The organism is Dyadobacter soli, assembly GCF_900101885.1.
GTDB lineage: Bacteria > Bacteroidota > Bacteroidia > Cytophagales > Spirosomataceae > Dyadobacter > Dyadobacter soli.
Genome location: NZ_FNAN01000011.1, coordinates 111,389 through 128,739, shown reverse-complemented (window position 1 = coordinate 128,739; position 17,351 = coordinate 111,389). Strand labels below are relative to the sequence as shown.

Annotated in this window: 18 protein-coding genes; 9 read left to right on the top strand and 9 right to left on the bottom strand. The window is 48.1% G+C overall.

Annotated features, from left to right (window positions below; translation table 11 throughout):
• Positions 1 to 117: 117 nt before the first annotated feature.
• The 4 genes from BLQ88_RS18995 to xth form a co-directional block, all read right to left on the bottom strand.
• On the bottom strand, positions 118 to 396 hold the full coding sequence (locus BLQ88_RS18995) for a hypothetical protein (protein ID WP_090153401.1): 279 nt from the start codon (positions 394 to 396) through the stop codon (positions 118 to 120).
• 172 nt (positions 397 to 568) lie between these two features.
• Positions 569 to 985 (bottom strand): ester cyclase, encoded by a 417-nt coding sequence (locus tag BLQ88_RS18990; protein ID WP_090153399.1) that lies wholly within the window; start codon positions 983 to 985, stop codon positions 569 to 571.
• A 74-nt stretch (positions 986 to 1,059) separates the two neighbouring features.
• Positions 1,060 to 1,818, bottom strand: coding sequence for a helix-turn-helix domain-containing protein (locus BLQ88_RS18985; RefSeq protein WP_143016873.1), 759 nt, complete (start codon positions 1,816 to 1,818; stop codon positions 1,060 to 1,062).
• Positions 1,819 to 1,939: 121 nt separating this feature from the next.
• On the bottom strand, positions 1,940 to 2,725 hold the full coding sequence (gene xth, locus BLQ88_RS18980; protein WP_090153396.1) for an exodeoxyribonuclease III: 786 nt from the start codon (positions 2,723 to 2,725) through the stop codon (positions 1,940 to 1,942).
• A 317-nt stretch (positions 2,726 to 3,042) separates the two neighbouring features.
• Between xth and BLQ88_RS18975 the strand changes: the two genes are divergently transcribed.
• Positions 3,043 to 3,294: a hypothetical protein gene (locus tag BLQ88_RS18975; protein ID WP_176885024.1), complete on the top strand. Its 252-nt coding sequence runs from the start codon at positions 3,043 to 3,045 to the stop codon at positions 3,292 to 3,294.
• Between the two features lie 282 nt (positions 3,295 to 3,576).
• Here BLQ88_RS18975 and BLQ88_RS18970 read toward each other — a convergent pair whose 3' ends face one another.
• Together BLQ88_RS18970 and BLQ88_RS18965 are read right to left on the bottom strand one after the other, a co-directional pair.
• Positions 3,577 to 4,347, bottom strand: a complete 771-nt coding sequence (locus BLQ88_RS18970) for an SDR family oxidoreductase (protein ID WP_090153395.1) — start codon at positions 4,345 to 4,347, stop codon at positions 3,577 to 3,579.
• A 41-nt stretch (positions 4,348 to 4,388) separates the two neighbouring features.
• The gene (locus BLQ88_RS18965) at positions 4,389 to 5,144 is read right to left on the bottom strand and encodes an SDR family NAD(P)-dependent oxidoreductase (RefSeq protein WP_090153829.1); all 756 of its coding nucleotides are present in this window, start codon (positions 5,142 to 5,144) and stop codon (positions 4,389 to 4,391) included.
• A 105-nt stretch (positions 5,145 to 5,249) separates the two neighbouring features.
• Between BLQ88_RS18965 and BLQ88_RS18960 the strand changes: the two genes are divergently transcribed.
• The 5 genes from BLQ88_RS18960 to BLQ88_RS18940 all read left to right on the top strand — a co-directional run bounded on the left by BLQ88_RS18960 (position 5,250) and on the right by BLQ88_RS18940 (position 8,163).
• The gene (locus tag BLQ88_RS18960; RefSeq protein ID WP_176885023.1) at positions 5,250 to 5,603 is read left to right on the top strand and encodes a winged helix-turn-helix transcriptional regulator; all 354 of its coding nucleotides are present in this window, start codon (positions 5,250 to 5,252) and stop codon (positions 5,601 to 5,603) included.
• Positions 5,604 to 5,630: 27 nt separating this feature from the next.
• The gene (locus BLQ88_RS18955; RefSeq protein ID WP_090153393.1) at positions 5,631 to 6,191 is read left to right on the top strand and encodes a Crp/Fnr family transcriptional regulator; all 561 of its coding nucleotides are present in this window, start codon (positions 5,631 to 5,633) and stop codon (positions 6,189 to 6,191) included.
• A gap of 90 nt (positions 6,192 to 6,281) precedes the next feature.
• Positions 6,282 to 6,674 (top strand): RidA family protein, encoded by a 393-nt coding sequence (locus BLQ88_RS18950; protein WP_090153391.1) that lies wholly within the window; start codon positions 6,282 to 6,284, stop codon positions 6,672 to 6,674.
• A 143-nt stretch (positions 6,675 to 6,817) separates the two neighbouring features.
• Positions 6,818 to 7,123 carry an ArsR/SmtB family transcription factor gene (locus tag BLQ88_RS18945; protein ID WP_090153389.1) on the top strand — a complete coding sequence of 102 codons (306 nt, stop codon included), beginning with the start codon at positions 6,818 to 6,820 and terminating at the stop codon, positions 7,121 to 7,123.
• 62 nt (positions 7,124 to 7,185) lie between these two features.
• On the top strand, positions 7,186 to 8,163 hold the full coding sequence (locus tag BLQ88_RS18940; RefSeq protein WP_090153388.1) for a zinc-dependent alcohol dehydrogenase family protein: 978 nt from the start codon (positions 7,186 to 7,188) through the stop codon (positions 8,161 to 8,163).
• 77 nt (positions 8,164 to 8,240) lie between these two features.
• Here BLQ88_RS18940 and BLQ88_RS18935 read toward each other — a convergent pair whose 3' ends face one another.
• Complete coding sequence (locus BLQ88_RS18935; RefSeq protein WP_090153386.1) at positions 8,241 to 9,758, bottom strand: serine hydrolase; 1,518 nt, start codon at positions 9,756 to 9,758, stop codon at positions 8,241 to 8,243.
• Between the two features lie 79 nt (positions 9,759 to 9,837).
• Between BLQ88_RS18935 and BLQ88_RS18930 the strand changes: the two genes are divergently transcribed.
• Both BLQ88_RS18930 and BLQ88_RS18925 read left to right on the top strand, forming a co-directional pair.
• Positions 9,838 to 10,539, top strand: coding sequence for a winged helix-turn-helix domain-containing protein (locus BLQ88_RS18930; protein WP_090153385.1), 702 nt, complete (start codon positions 9,838 to 9,840; stop codon positions 10,537 to 10,539).
• 189 nt (positions 10,540 to 10,728) lie between these two features.
• A complete protein-coding gene (locus BLQ88_RS18925; RefSeq protein WP_090153384.1) occupies positions 10,729 to 12,117 on the top strand; it encodes a glycoside hydrolase family 140 protein in 1,389 nt (462 codons plus the stop codon).
• Positions 12,118 to 12,662: 545 nt separating this feature from the next.
• On the opposite strand, the gene BLQ88_RS18920 is transcribed toward BLQ88_RS18925, so the two are convergent.
• Positions 12,663 to 13,409 (bottom strand): pseudouridylate synthase, encoded by a 747-nt coding sequence (locus BLQ88_RS18920; protein ID WP_090153382.1) that lies wholly within the window; start codon positions 13,407 to 13,409, stop codon positions 12,663 to 12,665.
• Positions 13,410 to 13,535: 126 nt separating this feature from the next.
• Positions 13,536 to 14,633, bottom strand: coding sequence for an NAD(P)-binding domain-containing protein (locus BLQ88_RS18915; RefSeq protein ID WP_090153380.1), 1,098 nt, complete (start codon positions 14,631 to 14,633; stop codon positions 13,536 to 13,538).
• A gap of 158 nt (positions 14,634 to 14,791) precedes the next feature.
• On the opposite strand from BLQ88_RS18915, the gene BLQ88_RS18910 reads away from it, so the two are divergent.
• Entirely contained in the window at positions 14,792 to 17,167 is a 2,376-nt protein-coding gene (locus tag BLQ88_RS18910; RefSeq protein ID WP_090153378.1) for an ABC transporter permease, read from the top strand.
• The last annotated feature ends 184 nt before the right edge of the window (positions 17,168 to 17,351 follow it).

The following is a 17,351-nucleotide window of genomic DNA, read 5'->3' as shown; positions in this document are numbered from 1 at the left end:
TATGATTCCAAAAGTATCTTTTTCTTCTGCCAGATTCAAGCCCAAGCTATATTAAATTTTAGCTTCTTATTTTCGACGACCGGTGCTGATAGACGATCTTTATTGTAAATCAAATTATTAAAGCTTACCCAGCCGGTCGTTGAGCTCATTTAGCCCTGATTTTTGTAAGCATTCACTTGAAAAAGCAGTAAGCTCCTCCTTCGATTCGGCAGAACAGATATCGATTAGGTTTACTGAGTCAGCGGACGCCCCCGTCGAAAGCGCTTTGTTGATCGCCTGACTCAGCAATAGAACATTTCGTCTGCTGACCTTCAGATCGATTTTGATCGGATCATTCATTCCAGGGATACTCATGATGGTATCATACACACTTGCCAATTCTTTCGCGTTCATCATGTTTTGGATTTTAAATTTCGATTATTCAAAAGTACCGAACGCCGCTGAAACGATCCTAAGGAGAATTTTCCTAGGACTACATGGCTATCTGACACAAAAGAAAAAGTCCCGCACCTCTCAACTAGCCGGATGCGGGACTTTAATTCAACAATTGTGAAATAATGGATGAGCGTCAATTCTGCAATTGCGTCAATACTTCCGGCAGCGAAGTGATTCCCCAGTGTTCAAAGTATTTGCCATCCTTTACCCTCACGATATCAATCACATCGATGTTAACCACTTTTCCTGTTGCCGGGATGCCCAGCAATGTGCCGGTGTGCGTACCGCCGATGGTCTTGCGCGTCGTTACCAAGTCGCGTTCAACAACCTGCTGGTGAATTGTAACATGAACGTCGGGCATTGCGGGACGGAGAATTTCATTAAAGAAGTAGATCATTCCATCTGCGCCGTTGCTCATGCCTTCGGGTGCAGAGCGGTTTACAAACTGCTCGTCCATGAGCTCTTTAAAACTTACGAGATTACCCTCGGCAATTACTTCCTGGTTGAAGCGGCGCACCACTGCTTTGTTCTTTTCGGTCATTGTTTCCATAACTGCGATGTTTATTTGATGACCCAAAAGTACCGGCAAGCCCGGCTGTGCAGTTAGGGATAGACGGTCAAGAACTATGGCGTAACGTTCAAATGCTTTTGCTGAAAATCGCTGGGCGTGGTTCCGAAGTGGTTGCGGAATGCTTCCGAGAAACTGGAATGGTTCTGGTAGCCCACTTTCATGTAAATGCCGGAGGGGCTTTCATCGAAAGATTTAAGCAGATCTGCCGCTAATTCCAGCCTCCGGGCAAGCAGCCATTTTTGCGGGGAGGTTTGATAAATCTCGCTAAACTTTCTTTTGAATGTGGAAGTACTCATGTGGCAGAGGAAGGCAAGGTCGTCTACGGTCGTCGACTGGCCGATCTGGCTTTCGACAACTTTTTTAATCTGTAATTGTTGTTTGTCGCGGGTCAGGATTTCTATTGCGTGAAATCTTTCAGGATCTGATTGGAACAGGTATAGCAACAGTTCTTCAATTCGGAGCAGTCGGATTTCCGCTGGTAATGTCCCTCTATTGCCGAGCATTATTTGTAATGAGGCGATAAAGTGTTTGATAAAATTGTCCTGCTTGAAAATTAGAAATGGCTGCTTGTCGCCCTTGGGGGTGTTTCGTTTGAGTAAATGCTCATACTTAATCAGGAAACGGTTGAACACCTCATTGCTAAAATAAAAAAGAATGCTTTTGAACTGATCCGTACCAGCAAGGAGCTCAGAAGTGAGCACGTTCCCGGTTGACAGCACGACAAGCTCGCCGGCATTTACTACTGCCGTGGCATCCGGATAGATAATGGTTTTCTTTCCATTCACCAGCAGGTTGATCATATTCTGATTCAAAACGATCCTATTTTAACCGAATCCCGGTCAGAGCTGTAATAGCGAATGACAACCTCGTCAGTTCTGGCCGCAGACTCATCTAAAAGATCATCAGGCAAATAGTAAGTGTTCATTTTCAAATTTACGTTTCTTCTTCATCAGCCAGGACAATCCAGGCCGGTGCATGATCGCTGGATTTCTCCCAACCACGGACATGCTTGTCCACACCAGCCGCGACCAGTCGTGGCGCGATTTGGGGACTTAAAAGCAGATGATCCAATCGCAGACCAGCATTCCGGCCATAGGCATTTCGAAGATAGTCCCAGAATGTGTAAATAGTTTCATTTGGATAGAGATGTCTGATCGAATCAGTCCAGCCTTGACCAACCAATTCCTTGTAAGCCTTACGAGGCTCCGGAAAAAACAATGCGTTATCCGTCCATCGCTCAGGTTTGTAAACATCCTTCTCTGTCGGGATCACATTATAATCTCCCGCCAAAACAACCGGTACTTCCTCCGACAACAAGTACTTTGCGTGTTTCTTCAATCGCTTAAACCACGCCATCTTGTAATCGAACTTCGGTCCCGGTGCTGGATTTCCATTCGGTAAATAGAGGCAGCACACCAACATCTTCCCTACGATCGCTTCAATATACCTGCTATGCAAATCTTCTTCATCACCGGGGAGGGAATTCCTGACTTCTTGCAAAGGCAAATCTTTTGAAAGGATCGCCACGCCATTCCACATTTTTTGTCCATGCCAGATCGCATTGTACCCGGCATTGAGCAATGCTCTTTCCGGAAACTTGTCCTGCGGCGCTTTCAATTCTTGCAGACAAACGATATCAGGCTTGGCCTCTTCTAGCCATTTTAACAAAACCGGGAGGCGGCCATTTACGCCGTTGATATTGTAGGTAGCGATCTTCATTCTTACATAATGTTGGATAATGTTTTATGCAGAAAAATCAGACCAACTAATCCGGGTAAACCAGGAGTGTTTCAACTTGTTGGGCCGTATGATCAATGAAACGCGTATATGGGACAATTACCGTCATTTCTTTACAGCCCGGGAAACATCTCACATTCATCTTTGTTAGGTTTGCTGCACACATACGAACCCAACAGTTATTCAAGGTACTAGTTGGGGTTACCTAAAAAAATTTAGCTGTGATTGAAATAGATAAAATGCTTGGTAAAGTCGATTCGGCTCTCTTGTCCGAATATGTTTTGCAAAATTTCGGAGACATGTCTCACTTGAAGTTGCAGAAGCTGCTCTACTATACGCAGGCCTATCACCTTGCCAACACGCGGGTCAATTTCAATGCCTCGCTGATTGGCGGCATTCCCGAAACACAGGAGGTGGTTACCTACTGCCCAGATCACAAAGTTTTACCGCAAATTCAGGTCATCAAAGCAGCCGAAGTGAACGATGCCTGGGCAAAAGTGCTCGACAAGAAAGCTAGGTACAGATTTGTTATTGATACGGCCACCATTTAAACCCGCTTTTTTTAAACAATGGAAAGCAACAAGGATATCCCAGCAGATCAATGAAGCCTACGACCGCTTACTGAAAGTGGATTTCAGGTACCGTTTTGTGATTGACATGGCTTCGCTGAAAAGTTAATGCTTCCTAAGCTTTCAATTATAGATATCCAGGGGGCCACAAAGTAGCCCCTGCATATCTTTCCTCCGATTTGGCAATGGATGCCCGTCGAAGAGAAAATTCAAGAACAGATTACGCCGCTTTAACAATCGACTGGAAATCTTTCCAAAGGCGAGTTATTTCATCAAACTGATATTAGTCATACCGCCATCAGAAAGAATTTCGGTGCCGACTATAAATGCCGAATCATCCGAAGCGAGGAATACCGCGGCTTTTCCGATATCGGACGGGAGACCCTGCTTCCCGACGGGGATAATGTCGATCCACGTTTGTTTCACCTGCGCCAGATGCTCTTCGGGTACCAGCTTTCCGAAAACAGGCGTGTCGATCGAGCCGGGAGAAAGCGTATTGACCCGGATCTTCCTCGAAAGTAAATCCAGCGAAAGGCCTTTGGCCAGCGAGATAACCGCCGCTTTGGCAGCACTGTATATCGCCATCCCCGGAGCGGCGCGGTGCGCGGCGCTTGACCCGATGAGGATGATAGACGCGCCATCGTTCAGGTAGGGCAGCGACTTTTGGATGGTAAAATAGGCGCTCCGCAGGTTCAGGTCCATGTACCGGTCGTAACCTTCCTCGGTCACGTCGCTGATCGAACCCATGGGAATGCCGTCGACTACACCGCCTGCATTGACCACTAGCACATCTATTTTGCCGAACCGATCGGCAGTTTTCTTAAAAATATTTTCCAGATCGGTCGTATTGGTGACGTCCCCCTGAACACCGATAAATTCCCCGCCCAATGCATCGACAGAATAATCCAGTGTCGCTTGGTTCCTTCCCGTAATGGCGCCTTTCGCACCCTCATTTTTAAAAGCTTCGGCGATTCCGAAGCCTATGCCGCTATTACCGCCGGTAATGACGGCGACTTTGTTTGCTAATTTGCTCATTTCGATTGTTTTCAAAAGTTAAACGTTCAGCCCATCGGGCCTCACAGCCCGTAAATGCCGCCTGAAACGGATATTTTCTCCCCGGTAATCCATGCCGCGTCTTCGGAGGCCAGGAATACGGCCACTTTCGCGATATCGTCGGGTTGCCCTGTCCGGCCCAGCGGCGTGCTGGCTACCAGTTTACGCTCGGCTTCGCTACCAATGAAGCCTGCGCTGCGGGAGCCTTCGGTTTCCACTACGCCAGGTAAAATGGAGTTGATCCGGATGTTTTTGCCGCTGAACTCCTTCGATAAGGAAATGGTGATAGCGTCCAGTGCAGCTTTTGTAGCCGAGTAAACCGAGCCCGTCGGGAGCGGTGTCTTGCCGGCCTCGGAGCTGATATTGATAATGCTGCCCCCGGCCTCCCCGAAAAGTTTCAGCGAACCCTGGATGGCCAGTATCGACCCCAGCACATTGATATTGAACTGCTCGTGAAAGGTTTCGGCCGACACCTGTTCGATCGGCTCGTACTGGTAAATACCCGCATTGTTTACCAGGATATCCAGTCCTCCGAATGCGTTTTTTGTCTCCTCAAAAATTCGGACGATATCTTCCGGATTGGAAACGTCGCCCTTTACCGAGATCGCCCTGCCACCGTTTTCGGTGATGGCCTGCACTACCCTGTCGGCACCCTCTTTGCTGGATGCATAATTGACGACCACTTTCGCACCTTCCGCCGCGAATTGTTTGGCTATTGCAGCCCCTATACCTTTGGAAGCGCCCGTTACCAGAGCCACTTTATTTGCTAATTTGTCCACTTTGTAATTCCATTTAAGTTTGGAATACAAAATTAGATCAGCTCAGTTACTTTTCGTAACTTTGTATTGAAAAGTAACAGTAACATCCAGGTAACAAGGTAACCTATGCAGTGCGAACCACGTCAGACGGACGTTCATAAAAAGGAGATGATGGCTGTCCAGGATTCCATGGATGTCCTCAGCGGGAAATGGAAGATTTGTATCATTTCTTCTATTTGCTATTACAACAAAAGAAGGTTTTCGGACATCCTCAACGATGTGGACGGCATTTCCAACAAAATGCTCAGCAAGGAATTGAAGGAACTGGAAATCAACCAGCTCGTAAAGCGTACGGTGCTGGACACCCAGCCGGTGACCGTCCAGTACGAGCTTACCGAGCATGGCCTGACGTTGCAGACGATCATCAACAACCTAACCGAATGGGGAATGCAGCATCGTAAAAAGATCATCGGAGAATAGCCCGGTTTTATCAGATCATTTCAGACCATGCATTCAAAATTGCGGCATCATATCGAAAAGCATTTACCCCTGACCGACGAGGAATTCGCGTTCGTCGGGAAGCATTTCGTTTTCAAAAAATTCAAAAAACATCAGTTCATGGTGCAGCAGGGCGAGCCGGTGCCCTACAACTATTTCCTGCTTTCCGGGCTTACGAAGCTGGTATACACCGACGAGGCGACCGACAAGCAGCATATTCTCGCATTCGCGATGGAGGATTGGTGGGACAATGATTTTCAGGCATACTACACCCGCGCCAGGGCGACGCTTTCGATGGAATGCCTGGAAGATACCGAGGCGCTTTGTTTGTCGCTGGACGATTTCGATGCATTGCGGGCAGGTCTGCCTAAGATCGAGCATTTCTTTCTCGAAAAAGTAATGGCCGGCTTTCTGGCATCGCAGCGTCGCATTCTTTCGCTGCTGACCTCGAATGCGCAGCAGCGCTACGAGCAGCTTGCCAGTCAGTATCCGTCGCTACTGCAACGGCTGCCCAAAACACAACTTGCTGCATACCTGGGTGTTTCGCGCGAGACACTGAGCAGGATGTGATCTACCTCACACCAAAGACGTGCGCTGGCTCACGTGATGGTTTTTGAGCTGTCTGCTAGTTTTGCATTACAAATCAATCCAAAACAAAAGATGGAAAAAAGAATCATTAATCCGTGGGAATGGCAGGACGCGCTCAGCTACGTTCAGGCCGTTGAAGTGAAAGATGTACAAGCAACCTTGTACGTGGCCGGTCAGGCAGCGGTACTTCCCGATGGCACATCGAGCGATGCCGACATGCGCACCCAGCTAGGCATTGCAATCCATAACCTGGAAACTGTTATCAGCCAGGCCGGTTACGATGCCGCCAACATCGTCAGGCTGACCATCTACTCGACGTCCTCCGAAGAGTTTGTCAATAATTGTTTCGACCTCTTCAAAGACTTCGTGGCTAAACACAACATGAAGCAGGCCGTGACGCTGATGCAGGTAGTCGGCCTGTACGAAACGCTGAATGTGGAGCTGGAAGCTACGGTGGTGAAGTAGTCTGGGGGGAATGGTGAGCCTGTCCCCCCTATCCCCCCGATAGCTTACCGGGAGTTTCGGGCCGACTCGGTGCTGATCGATCATAGCTATTCCGACAGTTGAAAGCACTTGTAGGTATTTAGGAAATTACCTAAATTTGCAACATGAAACTATTGGACGTCATCAAAGCATTATCAAACCAGACGCGGTTGAACATTCTTGAATGGTTGAAGGAGCCTTTTGCGCACTTTCCTGCCGAGGAACTGGCTGATTATACGCCGGATTTGGGCGTGTGCGTCTCCGATATTGCCAAAAAAGCAGGGATGTCTATTCCTACGGTTTCCGTTTACCTTAAAACAATGTCGACCGCAAACCTTCTGACAGCCACGAGAAAGGATCAATGGACCTACTATAAAAGGAATGAACAGGCGATTCAGGAGCTTGCAAAGCATATAACAGATAAGTTATAATTTTTTTAAAATATAATTTAGATAATTACCTAAATAACTAAACAACTAGATAACTCAATAGCATGAAGGCAGCAGTGTTAAGGGAGTTCGGCCCTGTCGAAAACTTCGAAATCGTAGAAGTACCAACGCCCAAAGCCAGTTTCAGGGAAGTTCTGGTCAAAGTCATTGCCACATCGGTGAACCCGCTGGATTTCCAGGTCCGGCGCGGGGATTATAAAAATGAATTGTCATTGCCCGTCATTACGGGCCACGACGTCTCCGGAGAAATCGTGGAAGTCGGGCCGGGTGTGGAGAATTTCAAAGTTGGCGACCAGGTTTATTATACGCCTGAGATCTTCAAGGGCCAGGGAAGTTATGCCCAATACCACATCGCCCATGAGTCGATCATCGGCCTGAAACCCAAAAACCTGAGCCACCTGGAAGCCGCGACGCTTCCACTGGCAGCCGGTACGGCCTGGGAAATGCTGGTTACCAGGGCACAGCTAAGGATCAATCAGTCAATCCTGATCCATGGCGGGGCCGGTGGCGTGGGGATACCGGCCATTCAGATTGCCAAGGCAATGGGCGCCGTCGTTTTTACGACAGCCAGGAAAGTCCATCACCAGTTTCTTCTCGAACTAGGAGCCGATCATGTGATCGACTACGAAAATGAAAATTACATTGATGCTATTCAGCAGCTTACAAGTGGTAATGGTGTAGATGTCGTCATAGATACCCTGGGAGGCAATACACTTTCGGATAGCGGGCTGGTACTCAGTCAACTGGGACAGGTAGTTACGCTGGTCGACATCGAAAAGCCGCAAAACCTGATCCACGCGTGGGGGAAAAATGCCACTTACCATTTTGTATTTACCCGGCAGAGCAGAAACAAGTTGAATGAGCTCACCAAGCTGGTGGAATCCGGTAAGCTCAGGCCGGTGGTAAACAAAGTTTTCCCATTGTCGGAAATAGGCCAGGCGCACAGCCTGCTTGAATTTAAAAAAGGCGATGAGAATTTCTTCGGCAAGATTGGGATTGAGATAAGACAACCAAATGGTTGACAATTTTTTCTTGACTTTTTTAATGCGGATACACAGCGGCGGGAAAAAGTGAAAACTGAACTAAGGGCTGAGATTAATCAATTTTGCTGCCAGATGCGCAGCTTTGCCTGGATTTCACTCGCCTTGGGATTAAGGTCTAGCGCCCTTTGAAGCGCCCTGATGGCTTCCGCTTTCCGCCCGGCAGCCATCAGGGCGTCTCCGTAGCTGTCGTACTTGTTATAGTCGTTGGGATCCCACAAGAGGTTGATTTTAAATGTTTCGATGGCTTTGTCGACGTGTCCGGTATGTAGAAAATCATAACCGACCTGATTCATTCGCTGCGGGGAAAACTGGAAATGCGCGGTATCCTGCTTCATTTGCAATAGTTGAAGAATTGCATCAGATGAGTCGGATTTCAACAGCGCATTGGCAAAATAACGTACCGCCTGCTTGCGCTGATCTACTTTTTGTAGCGGCTTACCTTCAATTATATTTATGATGTTGAGCAATTTGGCCCCAAACCCGGAACCTTCGGTATTATCGAAAAGCACAACTGTTCTCCTGGCGAGAACATCGACAAAATAATGCACATAAATCCCCCGATTGTAGCCCGAATGCCCTATTTTAGAGCTATTCTTGTCTTTGTGGACTTCCCACCCAAGCCCGTAAGAACTATTTGCACCGCCAAGCACACTATTATTTTCGGTGTAGGTAGTGCCATCGTTCAATACGGTTGGCCTGAGCGCAAGATCGATCCAAACTTTGCCAAGCAATTTTCCTCCCAGGAATGCCTTCGTAAACAAGTTTAAATCACCTGTGGTCGTGATCACATTCTGATCGCCGTAGGTCGCGCCGAGTAGATAGTTGTCATACTGTAACCGCTTGACGTAAGGATGCGTATCCGGTAGACGGATGCTATCGACGTTTCGAGGTTGTAGAACGTATCCGGGCCAAAGTACATTGTTTGTAACAGGGACAGATGTCCCCTTTCGCTTTAATCGGGTATGTTGCATCCCAGCAGGTGCAAAGATTTCCTTTTCCAGATAAATCCCGAATTCCCGGCCGGAGACCTTCTCCACCAATAGCGCCAATAATTGGTACCCCACATTGCAGTATTTAAACTTTGCTCCCGGGACGAAGTGCAAGGGCAAACCCGACCGGGCAATCGCATTCGGCAAATCCGCATTGTCAACAGGCTGTTTCGGGTCCATGGTAATCAGGCTGTCATAGACTTCAACATCGGGAATCCCGGAGGTATGGTTCAGCAAATGCATAATGGTTACCTGCCGGTAGGGAAATGAAGGAAAATAGCGTTGTACCGGGTCTGCAAGTTTCAGGCGACCCTTTTGCGCGAGTAACAAAACTGCCGTCGAGGTAAAAACTTTCGACACCGATGCCGATTGGAACCCGTCGTTGATCTGCAAAGGACGTTGGCCGTCGAAGTCGGCAACACCGAAAGCGTTTTGATAGATAATCCGATCGTAGTCGGCCACGAGCACACCGCCATTGAGAAACCCGGGTCGGTTAAACATGCTGTCGATGCGATAGGAAACTGACTGGCCTTTTAAAAAATGGCCAAAAATGGTAAAAAGAGCGAAGGTGAAGTATTTTTTCATGTCCCAAAACTACTAGCTTTGGAACCGCAGGCACATTTAGAAAACCTTTGTAAAACCTCAGAAAACCCTGAATCTTCCAATGCAGCGTAGTTTTGTTATCAATGACCGGTTTCAGATCGTGCCCTCCAACAGCACAATTTCCGATAAGGTAACCGGCAGCGTCATCAGGCTGGAACCGCGGCTAATGCAGGTGCTGTGCCTGCTGGTGGAAACGCCCGGGCAAACGGTAACGCGCCAGACGCTGATAGATAAGGTTTGGAATAACTACCCGGGAGGTGACGAGGCCTTGACACAAACGGTGTCTGCGCTAAGAAAAGCGCTGATCGATGATCGGAAGGAACTGCTGCAAACGGTACCCAAAAAAGGTTACGTATTTGAAGGTACCATCACCGATGGCACCGCGAAAACGTTCATCAAGACTTCCCGCAAATTTTTAATGATACCTGTCACATTGACCATCCTGGCTGTCGTCGCTCTGGTCTGGTTTGCAGTTTTTCAAAAAGATCAAAGAAGCGTCGTTGCATCGGGACCAATCGCCTACCCTTCCAACCTGGATTCCCTTTCACAAGCAGAGGAAACCCCATTGAACTCCGTGGAAACCAAAGGTCCCGACGGAACGTATTACAAAATGGTCGCCATTGGCGACCGCCCTCCGGCTTTCTACATCAACGGTCAACGCATTAGCGAAGACAACTGGGAAAAGCACATGCCGTTGATCAATTTTCTTAAAAAGGAGATCAAAGCCCGGAAAAGACCCTCGGCCCCTTCTTCCGCACCATGACCGGGTAGGCTACTTTGGCGGAAGTCGAGAGTGTGACCGTTCTGGACGTGATGCTAACCCTGATCATCTGGATAACGTGTTTTTCTTCCATTAAGCCTGAAAGAGCGTCATACAGTATAGGGCAATCGTTGCAGTATTTTGTGAGCGGTCGGGTCTTAGGTAAGACTTATAAAAATATCAAATCATCCCATGATAAAAGTATTTTTGAATCTTTTTATAGGCTACATCTGTCTTTGCCCGAATCCGACACAAGCGCAAACCAAAACGGATTTTCCGCTGAAACTGAGTGCCAACAAAAGGTATCTGACCGATAACAAACGCAAGCCATTTCTGATCAAGGAAATTTCAGCCTGGGGTTTGATTCAGGCACTGTCCGAAAAGGAAGAATCCGAATTCATGGATAGTGTTAAAAGAAAAGGCTTTAACACCATGCTGGTCAGTATCATTTCCAGTGACAAACGCTTTGCCGGCGGGCCGCCTGACTGGCAGGGAATATCCCCATTCAAAGTGCAATGGGATTTTTCCACTCCTAATCCCGCCTATTTCGAGCATGTTGACCGCGTGCTTCGCATGGCAAGCGCCAAGGGTATGCTCGTATTGCTGGTACCCTGCTATCTGGGTTACAAAACCGATAGTACGCAGGGATGGTGGTCAAAAGTTTTGAGTCCGAATAATAGTCCTGAAAAAAGCAGGCTGTACGGTGAGTTCATCGGCAAACGTTACCGTAATCAAAACAACATCATCTGGGTTGCCGGCGGTGATCACAAAGGGGACGGGAAACTGCATCCCCATCTGGACAACATGATAAGGGGCATTAAGAAATCCGACCATACTCATTTGTGGACCGGGCATTTCGATTCTACCGGAGGAGGTAACTGGTCAGCAGACAATGAGCTGTATAACAAGTATATGGATATAGACGGTCTTTATGTTTTTGATGAAAAGAACATGGGTCCGCACGGTCCGCAATACAAGTCTGAATTGCGGCGGTATGATAAAGGGAAAATGATTTTCCAGCTTGATCAGAGTTACGAGAAGGACATCCCGCATGGCCCCGACAACGAAGATTATCAGTACATACGCAGAAAAAATTATGGAGGCCTGCTGAGCGGATGCGTCGGCACGAGCTTTTCCCCGGGTTACAAGGACCATCAGTTGTATGTGTTCAAAAACTGGCGCCCACTGATGAATACCGAGGGTATGAAACAAATGGAAATATGCTTTAAACTGTTTACATCGAGGTCCTGGCATTTACTGGTGCCAGATACGTCTGCCCATGTGATCGTTTCTGACCGGGGGCTGTTCGGAGACATCGGCTACATTTGCGCAGCTGCGGCATCGGATCAGAGCACTTACATGGCCTACATGCCCAATGGCGGGCCTGTTAAACTGGACCTGACAGCATTGGGCATGAAAAACATAAAAGCCTGGTGGTATAACCCGAGAACTGGCTCAGGCGCGCCCGTCGGGCGATTCAGTTCCAGGGAGCAGGTCAAAGCATTCACCTCCCCCACAAACGAAGACTGGGTATTGGTGATTGATAATGAAAAATTTCACCATGCAGCTCCCGGAATTTAGCATATCCGACTTACTCTATCAAAGGCTCTCCCAGGATCGTTCTGTCGGACATCTGCTGCTCGCAACTAGAAATCCACGGGAACTTCCGAACCTTTCACCCAATTGACTAATAATGCATTGGTCGACAGTAAGATCGGAGCTTACATCACTATGGGCCGGTTTGAACTCGCTTACAACACGGTTTATTCGTTTATACTCGAAAGGCGTCTTCGGAATTGAACGTCAGGGATACCGTCGTTCCGATATTGCTGAATATCTTCAAATCGCCGCCAATTTCTTTACTAAGTCCTTGAATCAACCGAAATCGCCGCGTACTTTTTGTGCTATCTTTTTCCATCGTATACGCATCGGCGACTGTCGAAAGCAACGCATCGTCCGCCTGGGTCTTGCTCGGAGCACTTTACCACATGATAATACGGATATTTTCACAAAAACTAAGTTGGTTAGAATTGGCAAAAGTTAAGAAACCGGGTCATCCTCCCAAAAGCAAACCGGGCAGGCTACATGGTTGCTACTCCGATGCATACAATCGTGAGAGTCTTCGGTCAGGGCGCGTCTTCCAACTCCATTCCGGCAAGCATATGCGCCAGTATAGGTTCACATTTTTCGCGACAGGCCGGATAGAAATGCCGGTGTTTCCAAGAATCGGATTTTGGGGACTTGCCCCACCAGAACTCAGCCATCGCAACGGGTTTCATGCCGTGCCGAAAGGCATATTGCAGCATTTTGGGAGCCGCGCACTCGCCTGCACCGGCAGGGGGATTTTTGTATAAGGCTCCTTCGAAGATGGCACGCAGGCTTTTCTCTTCCCCGGCCTGGTTTAAGAAATGGTATTGGTCGTAAATCTCATTTTGAAGTCGGTATGAATGAATTTTTCGTGCTGTTTTCAATGATTGTATTACCTGTTCGAAATTTTTTGGCTTTCGCGTTTCCAATGCCCTGATCTGCTCGTTGATATTGGAAAGTTCGAGCATTCCTGCATTAAGAAACCCGCCGTCGGCCAATCCGTCGAAGATCGGTGGCACAAACCCTTCGTGGTGATTGCTACCTGCCAGTTTACCCGAAAAAGCAGACAGGTAACCGATCCTGCCGTCAGGCGTCACTACCACCAGCACACCAAACATCTTACCGATAACGGTTTCGTCACTCGCCGACAGACCAAAATTATGTACCCAGTTTTGTTGTACTTCCAAATGCGATTGCAGCTTTTTGACAGCCAGCAGGCTGATCGGCTGCGGCTGGTAGTGAAACGGGTATGTAAATTTTTCAGGAAGCGGAAAGTCCCCGGGCATTTCGTTAAAATAATGAATGACAGAATGTTTTTCCGTTGAGCCTTTGTTCAAAATATGCAGCTTATTACCCGGGCCGACCGGAGATCTTAGTCAAAAAAGGATTCAAATTTACAGAAAGTTATGCTGTCAATGATGGCTTTCCAGGATATTAAGGGTCGCCATCAACTCCCGGGCTGCTACCGCCCCGGCGCGATTGGCTCCGATAGTGGATGCAGACGGGCCGTATCCCGGTAAATGGATGCGGGGTTCTTTCGCGACCATTGTTGCCAGGCGGCCCGACATGATAATGCCACCGGTTTCTTCCCTGGGTAAAACGGCTTTCAGATGTTCCAGCGCCCCTCGAAAGCCGGTGTTCCAAAGAATGACATCGGCCTTTTCCTCCCTGCCGTCTTCCCATTTAACACCGTCTCTGGTGATCTCGCTGAACATTGGAAAGCGGTTGAGCACGCCCCTCCGTTTCATGTCTACCACTTCCGGCGAAAGAGGTAGCCCCGTAACGGAAACGACCGATGAAGGTATCAGACCGTTTCTCACCCTTTCTTCCACCATCGCCACGGCTTTGTGGCCGGCCACATCGTCAAATGGGCCTTCTCTAAAAACGGGCGGGCGGCGGGTAACCCAGATTGTAGCGGTCACTTTTGAAATCTGGTCGAGTAATTGGATTGCCGATATACCCCCGCCAACCACCACAACGCGTTTTCCCTTGAAATAGTCGGCAGTTTTAAAATCTTTGGTATGCAGCTGTTCACCCATGAAAAGCTCAGCCCCCGGGTAGGCAGGAATGTAAGGATTCTCCCAGGTACCGGTGGCATTAATGATCCCCATTGCCGAAAACAGCGTTTTCTGTGAATCAATGTAGAACCGGTCGTTGTGGAGGTACACATTCTCCACTTTCACCGGGCGAAACACCCGGATGCCGAATTTTTGCTCGTAAAGGTCGAAGTAATGAGGCACGGCGATGCTGGCTTGCACGGTCGTGCCAGCCGTATCGAGGGTCTCGTCGAAAGCCATTCCGGGTAAATCGTGGATTTTGTTCACAGTGCTAAGCGTGAGCGACGGCCAGCGATATTGCCACGCGCCACCTGCTGCCGAAGCCGCGTCGAGTACTATGAAATCGGGGCCGATCTCCAAGCCCAGTTTTTTTAGATGATAAGCGGCGGACAGGCCGGCCTGACCTGCACCGATGACCATGATCTTTGTCTTGTATCGAATTCTATCTGACATTTATAGTTTTTTATGCGTCTAATTATAAGCACTTAATCCTGAAAAAGCCAAAATCTTTTTATATAATAAATTTAAATATATTAGTAAGTACAAGTATATCGATAGGGTATGCGACCTTATACCAGCTAATCGCTTTCTTCCACTAAAAACCTGTGAAGATGCTTCATCTCAAAATTGCGCTACGGGCCTTTCTTAAATCCAAAGGGTATAATTTCCTGAACATTGCCGGGCTCGCGCTCGGTTTGGCCACATTCACTTTTGTGTCGTTGTATGTTGCCAATGAAACCAGCTATGATGAGTGGAACGGTAACATGGACCGGGTTTTTCTGGTAGAGCGGGAAACGCCGAACGGAGCTTCGCCTTACACGCCGGGAAAATTGGCCGCGGCCATTAAAAACGCCTGTCCGGAAGTCGAAGAAACGGGCCGGATGAATACCGCATTGTTTCAATTACCCTTCTTCACGAATTCGGGGAGGTTTTTGATAAAAAATTGGGTCGGCGCCGACTATTCACTGGCCGGTATGCTGGGGATTAAACCCATGGGCTTTCATCTAACTCCTAACAATGCTGCGCCCACGGTTTTGCTTTCCAGGCGAACGGCCGAGGTACTTTTTCCCGGCGAAAGCGATATTCAAAATAAAACGGTCATGATGATGTCCAGGAGCGGGATGCCGATGACCATTGCCGGGGTTGCCGAGGATGCACCGGGTAACACTAATTTCAGTTTCGACTGCATCGGTTTCAGCGAGGACATTACGCAGGGCAAGGATCAAAGCTACGCCAACCAGATTTACAGGACTTTCCTTTTGGTAAAGCCAGGTACGGATATCGGCCTGCTTTCCAGAAAAATCGATCAAATTTACAGGGAAGCCGCATTGGCAGACACCAGTATGGTAGCCAGGGAAGCGCTGGCCATGTCGGATGCGCCCACGATCTTTTTAGACCCGCTAAAAAATCTGCATTTGAAGCCTCATTACGGTTCTCACGTCAATGATCAAATTGTAAAAGGCCTCGTCGTTCTCGCGCTGATCATATTGATTGTCACGGGTGTGAATTTTACAAATTTGTATGTTTCCCAGGCCAACAGGCGTGCCAAAGAAGTGGGCATCAAAAAAGTGAGCGGCATTAGTAAACAGCAGATTGTCTTTCAGTTCCTGGCGGAGATCTTTTCCCAATGCATTGTTGCCACCCTGATCTCATTCGGGATCGTGGCATTGGGTCTACCTTATTTTAATCAACTGCTGGATGTAAACCTGTCAATTTCCGGAATAAATGGCGCAATAGCCATGCAGCTGCTGCTTGCCGTAATAGCATTAACACTATTGGCCGGGGCTTATCCCGCCCTGGTGATGGCCGGATTCAGGCCTGCCGAGGTGTTAAGGGGAAATCAGTTCGAAAAAGGCGGACAGTTCTCCTGGACGAAAGGGGTAATTCCCGTGCTGCAATTTACGTTTGCCATCGGCTTTGTCATAGTGCTGATCATCATCAATCAGCAGATAAGTTTCATGAAATCAGAAGATCCGGGCTTTCAGGCCAGGCAGGTTTTATATATTGACAATATGGCGATTTATAACACGCCTGCAGGTTTCGAATCCGTTAATGCACGGATAAAAGCGATTCCCGGCGTAAAGGATGTGGCCGTATCGTCCCACGTTCCAGGAGGGATCATGCCTGCTTCCCACGAATATGTGATTCAAAACAAAACACATGCTATGCAGACTGTTGCGGTGGGCTACCACTATTTTGAAACCTTGAACATCCGGTTGAAACAGGGTCAAACTTTCTCCTCGTCATTCCCCGTAGACTCCGCCAATGCGGTCATCAACGAAACTGCGGCCAGGAATATGGGTCTGGCAAATCCTGTCGGCACAATGATCAAAGGCCGCAGCGGTCATTACAGGATCATCGGCGTGACCAAAGATGTAAAGTCATCCGGCTTCGAATCCTACGTTCAACCCACCGTGTACCTAATGAACAACCCGCTTGGCGCTCCTAAAACGCAAATTATGATCAGTGTCGAAGGCAATGCAATACCGGCTGTACTGGCTACCCTCGGCCGGGAATGGAATAGCATTAATAAGTTGGATGGAGATAACTTCAACTACCATTTCCTCGACGAACTGTATGGTAAATTGTATGCGAAACAGGAGCAGTTGCAATCGATACTCACTTATTTTTCGATTTTGGCCGTGCTCATCGCCTCCCTGGGCTTCTTTGCCTCGGCAGCGCAAGCGATTCACCTCAGAATGAAAGAAATAGCCGTCAGGAAAGTATTCGGCGCACGCGGCAGCGAACTTATGCTGACGTTAGGAACTCCATTTTTTTATATCATACTCATAGCCAATTTGATAGCCTGGCCAACTTCCCTGGTGATAGCCTCCAAATGGTTGCAAACCTTTGCGTACCGGGTCGACATTTCCTTCCAGCCCTTCGTCGCTGCAACAATCATTTCATTACTGATCGTTGCGACAACGGTTTGTTTACAAATCAGCAGGGCTGTTAACTTAAACCTTGCTTTAAAATTGAAGGAATAATTGCGCGGAGAGCCCGCCATATGAGCGAGGAGCCTTGCCGCGAGAAATTATGTTGCAAGAGCGTACCTTGGCAGATGATACATTGCCGCGAAGAATGAGGCAATTCATTTTCGACCGGGTCAGACTTTTTCATTAGTATTAACTTTACAACCATTAAATGCCGGAATATATCCTATGCAAAGTA